The organism is Streptomyces sp. NPDC045678 (assembly GCF_056432085.1).
Genome location: NZ_JBWKJS010000007.1, coordinates 246,683 through 259,692 on the forward strand (window position 1 = coordinate 246,683; position 13,010 = coordinate 259,692).

At 67.3% G+C, this 13,010-nt stretch carries 13 protein-coding genes; 11 read left to right on the forward strand and 2 right to left on the reverse strand.

Translation table 11 applies throughout. From position 1 onward, the window contains the following. Positions 1 to 270 precede the first annotated feature (270 nt). On the forward strand, positions 271 to 852 hold the full coding sequence (locus AC07DO_RS25160; protein ID WP_479062808.1) for a hypothetical protein: 582 nt from the start codon (positions 271 to 273) through the stop codon (positions 850 to 852). 19 nt (positions 853 to 871) lie between these two features. Here the strand turns inward: AC07DO_RS25160 and AC07DO_RS25165 are convergent, their stop codons facing one another. Continuing rightward, positions 872 to 1,183 carry a ferredoxin gene (locus AC07DO_RS25165; RefSeq protein WP_150165892.1) on the reverse strand — a complete coding sequence of 104 codons (312 nt, stop codon included), beginning with the start codon at positions 1,181 to 1,183 and terminating at the stop codon, positions 872 to 874. Positions 1,184 to 1,437: 254 nt separating this feature from the next. Between AC07DO_RS25165 and arc the strand changes: the two genes are divergently transcribed. The 6 genes from arc to prcA all read left to right on the forward strand — a co-directional run bounded on the left by arc (position 1,438) and on the right by prcA (position 7,507). Next, positions 1,438 to 3,204 (forward strand): proteasome ATPase, encoded by a 1,767-nt coding sequence (gene arc, locus AC07DO_RS25170; protein WP_479062810.1) that lies wholly within the window; start codon positions 1,438 to 1,440, stop codon positions 3,202 to 3,204. Between the two features lie 213 nt (positions 3,205 to 3,417). Continuing rightward, positions 3,418 to 4,929 (forward strand): depupylase/deamidase Dop, encoded by a 1,512-nt coding sequence (gene dop / locus AC07DO_RS25175; protein ID WP_479062811.1) that lies wholly within the window; start codon positions 3,418 to 3,420, stop codon positions 4,927 to 4,929. A 124-nt stretch (positions 4,930 to 5,053) separates the two neighbouring features. After that, a complete protein-coding gene (locus tag AC07DO_RS25180; RefSeq protein WP_150165888.1) occupies positions 5,054 to 5,272 on the forward strand; it encodes a ubiquitin-like protein Pup in 219 nt (72 codons plus the stop codon). A 5-nt stretch (positions 5,273 to 5,277) separates the two neighbouring features. Beyond that, positions 5,278 to 5,883, forward strand: a complete 606-nt coding sequence (locus AC07DO_RS25185; protein WP_479062813.1) for an endonuclease VII domain-containing protein — start codon at positions 5,278 to 5,280, stop codon at positions 5,881 to 5,883. Next, positions 5,835 to 6,680 carry a proteasome subunit beta gene (gene prcB / locus AC07DO_RS25190; RefSeq protein WP_479062815.1) on the forward strand — a complete coding sequence of 282 codons (846 nt, stop codon included), beginning with the start codon at positions 5,835 to 5,837 and terminating at the stop codon, positions 6,678 to 6,680. The genes AC07DO_RS25185 and prcB overlap by 49 nt, the downstream gene beginning before the upstream one ends. Before the next feature lie 53 nt (positions 6,681 to 6,733). Then, positions 6,734 to 7,507: a proteasome subunit alpha gene (gene prcA / locus AC07DO_RS25195; protein WP_479062817.1), complete on the forward strand. Its 774-nt coding sequence runs from the start codon at positions 6,734 to 6,736 to the stop codon at positions 7,505 to 7,507. A gap of 69 nt (positions 7,508 to 7,576) precedes the next feature. Here prcA and AC07DO_RS25200 read toward each other — a convergent pair whose 3' ends face one another. After that, positions 7,577 to 8,599 carry a LacI family DNA-binding transcriptional regulator gene (locus AC07DO_RS25200; protein ID WP_479062818.1) on the reverse strand — a complete coding sequence of 341 codons (1,023 nt, stop codon included), beginning with the start codon at positions 8,597 to 8,599 and terminating at the stop codon, positions 7,577 to 7,579. A gap of 147 nt (positions 8,600 to 8,746) precedes the next feature. Here AC07DO_RS25200 and AC07DO_RS25205 point away from each other — a divergent pair, with 147 nt between their 5' ends. The 4 genes from AC07DO_RS25205 to AC07DO_RS25220 all read left to right on the forward strand — a co-directional run bounded on the left by AC07DO_RS25205 (position 8,747) and on the right by AC07DO_RS25220 (position 12,949). Beyond that, positions 8,747 to 10,006 (forward strand): MFS transporter, encoded by a 1,260-nt coding sequence (locus AC07DO_RS25205; protein ID WP_479062819.1) that lies wholly within the window; start codon positions 8,747 to 8,749, stop codon positions 10,004 to 10,006. A gap of 9 nt (positions 10,007 to 10,015) precedes the next feature. After that, positions 10,016 to 11,377 carry a Pup--protein ligase gene (gene pafA / locus AC07DO_RS25210; RefSeq protein WP_055567245.1) on the forward strand — a complete coding sequence of 454 codons (1,362 nt, stop codon included), beginning with the start codon at positions 10,016 to 10,018 and terminating at the stop codon, positions 11,375 to 11,377. Between the two features lie 138 nt (positions 11,378 to 11,515). Beyond that, on the forward strand, positions 11,516 to 12,514 hold the full coding sequence (locus AC07DO_RS25215) for an FKBP-type peptidyl-prolyl cis-trans isomerase (protein ID WP_479062820.1): 999 nt from the start codon (positions 11,516 to 11,518) through the stop codon (positions 12,512 to 12,514). Between the two features lie 60 nt (positions 12,515 to 12,574). Next, the gene (locus tag AC07DO_RS25220; protein WP_268770236.1) at positions 12,575 to 12,949 is read left to right on the forward strand and encodes an FKBP-type peptidyl-prolyl cis-trans isomerase; all 375 of its coding nucleotides are present in this window, start codon (positions 12,575 to 12,577) and stop codon (positions 12,947 to 12,949) included. The last annotated feature ends 61 nt before the right edge of the window (positions 12,950 to 13,010 follow it).

A 13,010-nucleotide genomic window follows, 5' to 3' on the forward strand; every position in this document is an offset into this window, starting at 1 on the left:
CCACCTCCGCATGGCCGCGTTATCCGCTCCCCAATACCACCCCTCCCTGCTCCCCCCCCCCCCCCCCCCCCCACCCCCCTCCCCCCCCCCCCCCCTCCCCCCCCCCCCCCCCCCCCCCCCCCCCCCGGCGCCGTTTCGTTGACAGGACACCAGCCCCGTACCGGAAGAACCGCGAGAACCACCGGACCCCGGTGTTCCACCTCACTGTGACGTATGGCACGATGCTGGCCACCTCCCCGTCGGCACAGCCCTCACAGGAGACCCTTCCCCGTGCAGCACCCCGCGGTCCCGGAACTGGCACACACCACCACCCGCCCCATCCACTGGCTGGCCACCGCGGCCGCACTCGCCGCCGTCGTCGCGGGCTCCGCCGTCCTGCAGCCCGACGCCGCCACCGCGGCCCAGACCGGCCCCAAGACACACTCCAGAGCCGCCGCCGGCGCCCCGGCCCCCGCACCCGACCCCGCCGCCGTCGACCTCCCGATCGCCTGCGGTCCCGTCGAACCCGTGGTGAAGAAGAAGGCCTCCGGCGACCTCGACGGCGACGGCAGGCCCGAAACCGTCGCCGTCGTCCACTGCGAAGCCGGCTCGGGCACCCCGCCCGACGGGATCTACGTCATCACCGCGCCACGAACCGGAAAACCCCGCGTGGTCGCCACCCTCGTCGACCCCAAGGACCGCCAGAACGCCACCGGCCTCGCCCTGCGCGACGGCACCGTCACCGCCACCCTGCTCGGCTACTCCTCACCCGACGTGCCCCGCTGCTGCCCCGACCGGAAGGACAAGGCCAAGTGGCAGTGGAAGGACGGCACGTTCGAGCGGACCACCCCCGCAGGAGCACGCAGCGTATGACACCGCCGCAGGGGTGAAATCAGGCCGCGTCGGGGCCGTACACCTCGACGCTGTCCGAAACACGACGCACGTGGATGCAGTCCCCGGGACATTCCTTGGCCGAGTCCACCACATCGTTGAGGAGCGTCAACGGCACGGGCGTTGTGGCCCCAGGAGCCTGCAACAGCTCGTCGTCGGCACTCTTCACATACGCCAGACCATCGATGTCCAGCTCGAAGACCTCGGGCGCGTACTGCGCACAGATGCCGTCCCCGGTACAGAGGTCCTGGTCGATCCAGACCTCCAGATCGTGGCCCTCACTGCCGGTCTCGGCCTCGTGCCGCACGGTCATCTCTCCTGCCGGTCTCAGCGCCGGGCGACCCCACAATGCAGCAAGTCGGGCCAGCCCTGACGGGTGTTGAACACTTCGACGATACAACCGCCCGCTTTCCGATGTTGTTGGGTGGGTATTCCCCTGGTGTGAGGGAGAGCGCAAGGGTGAAGATCGGACACACCCCCACTGTCTTTGTGATCTAGGGGTTTCAATCGACACCCACCCAGGTAGGGTCAGGAAGCGTCCAGCTCCCCTTGGAGGAGGTGAGGACCGTGGCAGCCCACGACGACGACATCAACCGCGGCATCCGGCCGGGACGAGGGTCTGAAGACCCTGCCGGTCAGGTTGCCTATCTCGAGCAGGAAATCGCCGTCCTGCGACGCAAGCTCGCCGACTCTCCGCGTCATACGAGGATTCTCGAAGAGCGGATCGTCGAGCTGCAGACCAACCTGGCCGGCGTGTCCGCACAGAACGAGCGGCTCGCCAACACGCTCCGCGAGGCCCGCGACCAGATCGTGGCCCTCAAAGAGGAAGTCGACCGGCTCGCACAGCCACCGGCCGGCTTCGGAGTCTTCCTCGTGGCGAACGAGGACGGCACGGCCGACATCTTCACCGGGGGCCGCAAGCTCCGGGTGAACGTCAGCCCGAGCGTGGAGCTCGAAGAGCTCAGGCGCGGCCAGGAAGTCATGCTCAACGAAGCGCTCAACGTGGTCGAGGCCATGGAGTACGAGAGCGTCGGAGACATCGTCACCCTCAAGGAAATCCTCGAGGACGGCGACCGAGCCCTGGTGGTGGGACACACCGACGAAGAACGAGTGGTCCGGCTCGCCGAACCCCTCCTCGACGTCACCATCCGCCCCGGCGACGCCCTCCTGCTCGAACCCCGCTCCGGCTACGTCTACGAAGTCGTGCCCAAGAGCGAGGTCGAAGAACTCGTCCTCGAAGAAGTCCCCGACATCAGCTACGAGAAGATCGGCGGCCTCGGCGGCCAGATCGAAATGATCCGGGACGCCGTCGAACTTCCGTACCTCTACCCCGACCTCTTCAAGGAGCACGAACTGCGGCCGCCCAAGGGCGTGCTGCTCTACGGGCCCCCCGGCTGCGGCAAGACGCTCATCGCGAAGGCCGTCGCCAACTCGCTCGCCAAAAAGGTCGCCGAGGTCACCGGCCAGCCCGCGGGGAAGAGCTACTTCCTCAACATCAAGGGCCCCGAGCTCCTCAACAAGTACGTCGGCGAGACCGAGCGACACATCCGCCTGGTCTTCCAGCGCGCCCGCGAGAAGGCAAGCGAAGGCACCCCCGTCATCGTCTTCTTCGACGAGATGGAATCCCTCTTCCGCACCCGCGGATCCGGCGTCAGCTCCGACGTGGAAAACACCATCGTCCCCCAGCTGCTCGCCGAGATCGACGGCGTGGAAGGCCTGGAGAACGTCATCGTCATCGGCGCCTCCAACCGCGAGGACATGATCGACCCCGCGATCCTTCGCCCCGGACGACTCGACGTCAAGATCAAGATCGAGCGCCCGGACGCCGAAGCGGCCAAGGACATCTTCGCCAAGTACCTCACCGAACGCCTCCCCCTGCACTCCGACGACCTCGCCGAGCACAGCGCCGACCGGCGCGCCACGGTGCACGGCATGATCCAATCCGTCGTCGAGCAGATGTACGCGGAGTCCGAGGAGAACCGCTTCCTCGAGGTGACGTACGCAAACGGAGACAAGGAAGTCCTCTACTTCAAGGACTTCAATTCCGGCGCCATGATCGAAAACATCGTGGGCCGCGCCAAGAAGATGGCCATCAAGGCCTTCCTCGAAGCGAACCAGAAGGGCCTCCGGGTCGCTCACCTCCTCCAGGCTTGCATCGACGAGTTCAAGGAGAACGAGGACCTGCCCAACACCACCAACCCCGACGACTGGGCCAGGATCTCCGGAAAGAAGGGCGAACGGATCGTGTACATCCGCACCCTCGTCACCGGAAAGCAGGGCGCGGACACGGGACGCTCCATCGACACGGTGGCCAACACCGGTCAATACCTGTAGAACACAGGGCGGCTGCGGGTGTCCTTCACGGGTACCCGCAGCCGTCTGTTTTTCAATGACAGCAATGATCTCCCCACCAGCGCAAAGGCGTTCTAGGCTCTTCGGTACCGCCGAGTCGCGCAGTGCGGGGACGGGCACCGCACACGCACCGGAGCACCAGCGGTACTTGAGCGCCGTTCCCGAACGGGAGCGCCGCCGGGCAAGGAGGGCCGCATGACCGTACGGCGAGTAATGGGCATCGAGACGGAGTACGGCATCTCCGTCCCCGGCCACCCCAACGCCAATGCCATGCTCACCTCGTCCCAAATCGTCAACGCCTACGCCGCGGCGATGCACCGGGCGCGACGCGCCCGCTGGGACTTCGAGGAAGAGAACCCGCTGCGGGACGCCCGGGGCTTCGACCTCGCCCGCGAGGCCGCCGACTCCAGCCAGCTCACCGACGAGGACATCGGCCTCGCCAACGTCATCCTCACCAACGGCGCACGCCTCTACGTCGACCACGCACACCCCGAATACAGCTCCCCGGAGATCACCAACCCCTGGGATGCCGTCCTCTGGGACAAAGCCGGCGAACGCATCATGGCCGAGGCCGCGGAACGCGCCGCGGCACTGCCCGGCGCCCAGCCGATCCACCTCTACAAAAACAACACCGACAACAAGGGCGCCTCCTACGGCACGCACGAGAACTACCTGATGAAGCGGGAAACCCCCTTCTCCGACATCGTGCGGCACCTGACCCCCTTCTTCGTCTCCCGCCAGGTCGTCACCGGAGCGGGACGCGTCGGCATCGGCCAGGACGGCCACGAACACGGCTTCCAGCTCAGCCAGCGCGCCGACTACTTCGAAGTCGAGGTCGGCCTCGAGACCACTCTCAAGCGCCCCATCATCAACACCCGCGACGAACCCCACTCGGACGCCGAGAAGTACCGCAGGCTCCACGTCATCATCGGCGACGCCAACCTCTCCGAGATCTCGACGTACCTGAAGCTCGGCACCACCTCCCTCGTCCTCGCGATGATCGAGGAGGGCTTCATCGCGGTGGACCTCGCGGTCGACCAGCCCGTGCGCACCCTGCACCAGGTCTCGCACGACCCGTCCCTCAAGCACCTCGTCACGCTCCGCAGCGGACGGTCACTCACCGCGGTACAGCTCCAGATGGAGTACTTCGAGCTGGCCCGCAAATTCGTCGAGGAGCGGTACGGCTCCGACGCCGACGACCAGACCAAGGACGTACTGAGCCGCTGGGAAGACGTCCTCGGCCGCCTGGAGAGTGACCCGATGAGCCTCTCCGGAGAGCTCGACTGGGTCGCCAAGCGAGAACTCATGGAGGGCTACCGCCGGCGCGACAGCCTCGACTGGGACGCCGCACGGCTCCACCTGGTCGACCTCCAGTACGCGGACGTACGGGCCGAGAAGGGCCTGTACAACCGCCTGGTCGCCCGAGGCAAGATGAAGCGGCTCCTCGACGAGGCGGACGTCGACCGGGCCACCACGAAGCCGCCCGAGGACACGCGCGCGTACTTCCGCGGCCGCTGCCTCGAGCAGTACGCGGACGACGTGGCCGCGGCGTCCTGGGACTCGGTCATCTTCGACCTCCCGGGCCGTGACTCTCTGCAACGGGTCCCCACGCTGGAGCCCCTGCGCGGCACGAGGAACCACGTCAAGGAACTCCTGGACCGCTGCCGCACGGCAGAGGACCTGGTTCGGGTCCTCTCGGGCGGCTGAAAGGTCATCCGCGGGGGAATCACACAGGTGGGTCCCGCACGTTGAACGAACTGCGGGGCCGATGTCGGACCCGAAGCGTAGGGTCTGATCAAGAACGTCTAACCGAGCGAGCGGGGTGAGGTAGATGGCGACCAAGGACACCGGCGGCGGACAGCAGAAGGCGACGCGTCCCACCGAGGAGACCGAGGAGCAGACGCAGGACGCGCAGGCTTCGGAGGACCTCAAGGAGCGGCAGGAAAAGCTGAGCGACGACGTCGACTCGGTTCTTGACGAAATTGACGATGTACTCGAGGAAAATGCCGAGGACTTCGTGCGGAGTTTCGTGCAAAAAGGCGGACAATGACAGGTATGTCCGATTCTGGAGTTCGAAAGTGCTGCGCGGGCTGTGGGCGGACGCTGGCAACAGAGTGCTTCGCGGCTGACAGGAATCGGCGTGATGGACTTCAGACGCGTTGCCGGGAGTGCGTGGCGGAGTACAGCGCCGCGCATTACCGCCGCCGCAGGGCGGCGCTGGGCAAGACCGTGCGCGAAAAGGTCGAGGTACCCGCAGGGCGCAAGCTGTGCCGCACTTGCGGCGAGATCAAGCCTCACGGTGAGTGGCACCGGAACACGACCGCCTCGGATGGCTTGTCGACGCGCTGCAAGGCGTGCCGGGCCATCCAGGGGCGGGAGGGGCACCTGAAGCGGCAGTACGGCATGACCGAAGCCGAACGCGACGAGATGATCGCCTCGCAAAGGGGGCTCTGCGTGATCTGCCTCAGTGCCCCCGCAGTCCATGTGGATCACTGCCATGAGACGGGTAAAGTCCGAGGCGTACTGTGCTTCAACTGCAATTCGGGCATCGGCAAGTTGGGGGACGACCCCGACAAGACCCGCCGAGCCACCGCTTACCTGGAAGGAAACTCGTGGAAGCCAATCCTCGTAGCACCGGGCGTCTACCGGCTGCCTTCCTGACGCCTGGTTCGTCGTCGTTCATGGACTTCCTGTCCGAGCACCAGCCCGAGATCCTGCCGGGCAACCGTCAACTGCCGCCCACGCAGGGCGTGATCGAGGCGCCGCACGGCACGACGATCGTGGCCGTGACGTTCCCCGGCGGTGTCGTCCTCGCCGGCGACCGGCGGGCGACGATGGGCAACGTCATCGCGCAGCGCGACATCGAGAAGGTGTTCCCGGCCGATGAGTACTCGGCGGTGGGCATCGCCGGTACGGCGGGTCTGGCCGTGGAGATGGTGAAGCTCTTCCAGTTGGAGCTGGAGCACTTCGAGAAGGTGGAGGGGGCCACGCTTTCGCTGGAGGGCAAGGCGAACCGGCTCTCCACGATGATCCGCAGTAACCTCGGCATGGCCATGCAGGGTCTCGCCGTGGTGCCGCTCTTCGCGGGGTACGACGTGGACCGCGAGAAGGGTCGTATCTTCTCGTACGACGTCACGGGTGGGCGTTCGGAGGAGCACGGTTTCGCGGCGACCGGTTCGGGTTCGGTCTTCGCGCGCGGTGCGATGAAGAAGCTCTACCACGACGGTCTGACGGAGGAGCAGGCGACGACGCTGGTCGTTCAGGCGTTGTACGACGCGGCGGACGACGACTCGGCGACGGGTGGTCCTGACGTGGCGCGGCGTATCTATCCCATCGTCACGGTGATTTCCGACGAGGGGTTCCGCAGGCTGACGGATGACGAGTCGTCGGCCATTGCGCGTTCGATCCTGGAGAAGCGTCTGGAGCAGCCGGACGGTCCGCGGGCCGCGTTGCTCTGAGCGTTCCGAATTCGCCACTGACTGAAGTTTTTTGACAGAAAGGGACGGATCCGGTGTCGACGCCGTTCTATGTCTCACCCCAGCAGGCCATGGCCGACCGGGCGGAATACGCCCGGAAGGGCATCGCCCGTGGCCGCAGCCTTGTCGTGATGCAGTTTGCCGATGGCATCGTGTTCGTCGGCGAGAACCCGTCCCGTGCGCTGCACAAGTTCAGCGAGATCTATGACCGGATCGGCTTCGCGGCCGCCGGTAAGTACAACGAGTACGAGAATCTGCGGATCGGTGGTGTGCGTTACGCCGATCTTCGTGGTTACACGTACGACCGTGACGATGTGACGGCTCGTGGTCTGGCGAACGTGTACGCGCAGACGCTCGGCACGATCTTCTCCAGCAACGCGGAGAAGCCGTACGAGGTGGAGCTGGTCGTCGCCGAGGTCGGTACGACGCCGGACGGTGACCAGATCTATCGGCTGCCGCACGACGGGTCGATCGTGGATGAGCACGGTTCGGTCGCGGTCGGTGGTAACGCCGAGCAGATCAGCAGCTATCTGGATCAGCGTCATCAGGACGGGATGACGTTGGCGGAGGCGCTGAAGCTCGCGGTGCAGGCGTTGTCCCGCGACACCAATGGCAGTGAGCGGGAGATTCCCGCGGAGCGGCTGGAGGTGGCGGTTCTGGACCGGACGCGGCCTCAGAAGCGGAAGTTCAAGCGGATCGTGGGTCGGCAGTTGTCGCGGCTGCTCGATGAGGGCGGTGCGACGGATGCGCCGACGGACACGGATGGGGATGCGGGGTCGGTGCCGAAGTCGGGCGGCGACATCGAGTAGTCCGTGCGGGCGTGCGCCCCGCGTTCCGGCCTGAGGGCCGGGGCGCGGGGCGCTTTTTCATGTGCTGGGTCAGTGTGCGGGGCCGGTGGAGCCGCGGACGACCAGTTCGACGGGGAGGGGTGTGGCGTCCGGTTCGCGGCCCTCGAGGACGGCGACGAGGGATTCCATGGCGCGTTCTCCGAAGCGTTCGGCGGGGAGCCGGACGGTGGTCAGTTCGGGTTCGACGGCGGTTGCGAGGGTGAGGTCGTCGAAGCCGGTGACGGAGACGTCCTCGGGGACGCGCAGGCCGAGCCGTCGTGCTGCTTTGCAGGCGCCGGCGGAGAGGAAGTCGTCGTCGCAGACGACGGCGGTGGGGCGGGGGCCGGGTCCGGAGAGGGCGGCTTCGGCGACGGCGCGGGCGCCTTCGACGTTGAGTGGGGCGGCGACGCGGCGTACGGCGGTGTGGGTGCCGCGCAGGGTGCGGGCGAACGCTTCGGCGCGTACGTCGAAGGTCCAGGAGTCGACGTCGGCGGCGAGGTGGAGGAAGTCGCGGTGGCCGAGGGTGAGGAGGTGTTCGGTGACTTGGCGCATGCCGTCGGCGAGGTCGAGGTTGACGGTGGCGGCGCCGAGGCTGCCCGCGGGGTCGCTGTCGAGCATGACGAGGGGGAGGTCGTCGCCGCGGATGGTGGCGAGGGCGTCGGAGGCCATGGAGGAGGCGAGGACGCCGTCGAGGGATGCGCGGGCGGAGGCGAAGGGGTCGCGGGCGGGGCCGATGCCGTCGGGGGAGGGGTAGAGGACGACGCCGAAGCCGTGGCGGGCGGCGATGCGGGCGACGCCGGTGTAGACGTGGGCGAAGAACTCGTTGGTGAGTTCGGGGACGACGAGGAGTGCTGTTCTGGTGCGGCCGAGGCGGAGGTTGCGGGCGGCGAGGTTGGGGCGGTAGCCGAGTTCGCGTGCGGCGGTGCGGACGCGTTGGGCGGTGGGTTCGGCGACGCGGCCGCGCCATTTGTCGCCGAGTACGAGGGAGACGGTGGCTTGGGAGACGCCGGCTGCGCGGGCGACGTCGCGGCTGGTGGGGCGTGGGGCCCCGGCTTCCTGTAGTGGTCCGGTCACTGTCGCCTCCCGGCTTGTGTCCGCGGTGCGGGGTTGGTCCGTGCTGCGGGATTGCGGTGGACCCGCGGACTGGGCTCATGGTACGTATGACGCCGGACGTTATACGTAAAACCCCGGCTCGGCGGTGCGGGGGGAGGGTGGGAGAGCATGGCTGCGGGATACGCGGAGATCCTCCGGACGCGGTATGCGACGCGGCTGCTGGCCGGGACGCTGGTGGGCCGGCTGCCGAACGCGACGGCGGCGATCGCGATCGTGCTGTTCATCCGGGCCGAGGGCGGCACGTACAGCCTGGCGGGTGCGCTCGCGGCGGTGTACGGCGTGGCGAACGCGGTCGGTCAGCCGCTGCTCGGGCGCCTGGTCGACCTGCACGGACAGCCGCGTGTCCAGTTGCCCGCCGCGCTGCTCTCCGCGCTCGGTATGGCGCTGTTCGCCTTCACGGGGCCGGATCAGCTGGCGCTCGCCTATGGGGCGGTGGCGGTCGCGGGGCTGTTCACGCCGCCTCTGGAGGGTGGTCTGCGGGCCCTGTGGCCGAGCGTCCTCGGCAAGGAGGAGCAGGTCCACACCGCGTACGCGATGGACGCGATAGCCCAGGAAGTGATGTTCACCGTCGGCCCGTTGCTGGTGACCGGATGTGTGGCGCTGTGGGATGAGCGGGCGGCGCTGCTCGTCGTGAACGTGGTGGGTGTGCTGGGTGCCCTCTCCGTAGTGGTGTCCCGGCCCTCGCGCGCGTGGCGTTCGGCGCCCAGGGAGGCGCATTGGCTCGGGGCGCTGCGCTCGCGCGGTCTGCTCGCGCTCCTCGGCGCGTTCCTGTTCATCGGGATGGCGCTGGGTTCCATCACGGTCGCGGGGGTGTCGTACGCGGATGGGAACGGCGGCGACGCGGTGTACGGGTGGATGATGGCGGCGCTCGGGCTCGGTGCGCTGGTGGGCGGGTCCGTCTACGGGGCGCGGCAGTGGAGTGGTGTGCCGGAGAGGCGGTTGAGTGTTCTGGTGGCGCTGCTGGCTGTCTTCTACTGGCCGCTGACGCTCACTCCGGGGGCGGTCGCCATGACGGCGTTGACGGCGCTCGCGGGTGTGTTTCTCGCGCCGGCGCTCGCGTGTGCGTTCATCATCGTGGACCGGCATGCTCCGCGTGGGACGGTGACGGAGGCGTTCTCGTGGTTGGTGACGACGTTCACGGTGGGGGCGTCGTTGGGGACGGCGGTGGCGGGTCCGGTGGTCGAGTGGGGCGGGACGGCGTGGGGGTTCGCGGTGCCGGGGCTGGCCGGAGTGGCCGCGTTGGTGGTTCTGCTGGCGACGGCGCGGGTACTCGTAGCGGCCGGAGATTCGGGGGTTGTTGCGGGTTCATCGGAAAATGATCGAAACGGTGCTGCCGAACCCGGTTTCAGTGCCCCGCATCAGGCGTAATGTTCAGTCATGGACCGCCGCATTTTCGGGCTGGAGAACGAGTACGGCGTCACATGCACGTTCAGGGGACAGCGCCGTCTGTCGCCTGACGAGGTGGCGCGCTACCTCTTCCGCCGTGTTGTGTCATGGGGCCGCAGCAGCAACGTCTTTCTGCGGAACGGCGCCCGCCTCTATCTTGACGTGGGATCACATCCGGAATATGCGACACCGGAATGTGACAACGTGACCGAGCTGGTCACCCACGACAAAGCCGGTGAGCGCATTCTGGAAGGCCTGCTCGTCGACGCCGAGCGCCGCCTGCACGAGGAGGGAATCGCGGGCGACGTCTATCTTTTCAAGAACAACACCGATTCGGCGGGAAACTCCTACGGGTGCCACGAGAACTATCTGGTGGCCCGTCACGGGGAGTTCTCCCGGCTCGCGGACATCCTCATCCCGTTCCTCGTCACCCGGCAGCTGCTGTGCGGCGCGGGCAAGGTGCTGCAGACTCCGCGCGGCGCCGTGTACTGCGTGAGTCAGCGTGCCGAGCACATCTGGGAAGGGGTGTCCTCCGCGACCACCCGTTCCCGGCCGATCATCAACACCCGCGACGAACCGCACGCGGACGCCGAGCGGTATCGCAGGCTCCACGTCATCGTGGGTGACTCGAACATGTCCGAGACGACCATGCTGCTCAAGGTCGGCGCCACCGATCTGGTGCTGCGCATGATCGAGGCGGGCACGGTCATGCGGGACCTCACTCTGGAGAACCCGATCAGGGCCATCCGTGAGGTGTCGCACGACATCACGGGCCGCCGCAAGGTGCGTCTGGCCAGCGGCCGTGAGGCCTCGGCTCTCGAGGTGCAGCGCGAGTACTACGAGAAGGCGGTGGACTTCGTCGACCGGCGGGGCATCCGCACGGGCACCGTCGAGCAGGTCCTGGAGCTGTGGGGCCGCACGCTGGACGCGATCGAGTCGGAGGACCTCGACCGCATCGGCACCGAGATCGACTGGGTCATGAAGTACAAGCTCATCGAGCGGTACCGGGCGAAGAACAACATGACCATGTCGCATCCGCGGGTGGCGCAGATAGACCTCGCGTACCACGACATCCACCGTCGGCGGGGGCTGTACTACCTCCTGGAGAAGAAGGGGCAAGCCGCCCGGATCTGCAACGACTTGAAGATCTTCGAGGGCAAGTCGGTGCCGCCGCAGACGACCCGGGCGCGGCTGCGTGGCGACTTCATCCGGCGGGCCCAGGAGCAGCGCCGTGACTTCACGGTGGACTGGGTCCATCTCAAGCTCAACGACCAGGCACAGCGCACGGTGTTGTGCAAGGACCCCTTCCGGTCCGTGGACGACCGGGTGGAGAAGCTGATCGCCGGCATGTGACCCATGTGGCCCCAACGTCCTGTGTGGCGTTGCGGGAACGCAACACGGGCGCCGTACGTTCCTCGTGCGGCGCCCTTCTCACGCCGTAGAGTTGCGCGCACGCCAACCCACAAGATCGACCGATACGAGGCCCCCACCGTGCGCCGACGCTCACTTCTTCTTGCCGTCCCGGCCGGCCTGCTCACGCTGGCAGGCTGTGGTGACGACAAGGCCGACAAGGCCAAGTCCAAGCCCAGTGACAGCCCGACCAACGCCACGTCGGCGCCGCCGACCGCGAAGATCGTGGACGGGCCGCTGCCCGAGATCACGAAGGGTACGAAGTTCGGTGAGAAGCCGACCGTCGCCAAGGGCTCGGGCAAGCCGTCCTCCGACCTCGCCGTGAAGACCCTCATCGAGGGCAAGGGCAAGGAGGTCGTCAAGGGCGACTATCTGCAGGCCAACTACCTCGGCCAGATCTGGGCGACGGGCAAGGTCTTCGACAACTCGTACGACCGCGGGAACCCCACGGTCTTCCCGATCGGCACCGGTCAGGTCATCCCCGGCTGGGACCAGGCGCTCGTCGGCAAGAAGCTCGACAGCCGTGTGGAGCTCGCCATCCCCCCGAAGATGGGGTATGGCGAGGAGGGCAACAAGCAGGCCGGCATCAAGGGCTCGGACACCCTCGTGTTCGTCGTCGACCTCGTGGGCACCTTCTCCGCCACCAGCTCCGCGAAGGGCAAGGAGGTGGCGCAGTCCAACAAGGACCTGCCCAAGGTCGGCACGAACACCGACGGCAAGGCTCCTTCCGTCGACGTTCCGAAGACGGCCGCGCCGAAGAAGCTCGTCGCGTCGTACGTCCTGGAGGGCGACGGCGACGAGGTCAAGGAGACCGACAGCCTCCTGTGCCAGTACAAGGGCGTGCTGTGGGCCGACGGCAAGGAGTTCGACTCCTCGTACAAGCGCAAGCAGCTCGCGTCGTTCCAGCTGGCGCAGGTCGTCAAGGGCTGGGCGCAGGGTCTGACCGGGAAGAAGGTCGGCAGCCGCGTCCTCATCGTGATCCCGCCGGAGCTGGGGTACGGGGACCAGCCGCCGCAGGGCAGCTCCATCAAGAAGGACTCCACCCTGATCTTCACCGTGGACATCCTGGCGAAGATGTGACGTCCTCAGGGATGTAAGACTGTCCGCGCTGACCTTTCGTATCAAAGCAGGAGCATTTTCGTGAGCATTGACAAGCCCGAGGTCGACTTCCCGGTCGGCGAGCCGCCGGCCGAGCTTCAGATCAAGGACATCTGGGAGGGTGACGGGGCGGTCGCCAAGGCGGGCGACTTCGTCAAGGTCCACTACGTGGGCGTCGCCTTCAGCACGGGCGAGGAGTTCGACGCGAGCTGGAACCGCGGCAACCCGCTGGAGTTCCAGCTCGGTGCCGGTCAGGTCATCTCCGGCTGGGACCAGGGCGTGCAGGGCATGAAGGTCGGTGGCCGGCGTGAGCTGACCATCCCGGCCCACCTCGCGTACGGCGACCGCGGCGCCGGTGGCGGCCGCATCGCCCCCGGCGAGACGCTGATCTTCGTCTGCGATCTGGTCTCCGTCTGAGGACGTCTGTGACCTGATCCTTTCGCCGAGGGTCCATGCCTGTCCGGCATGGGCCCTCGGC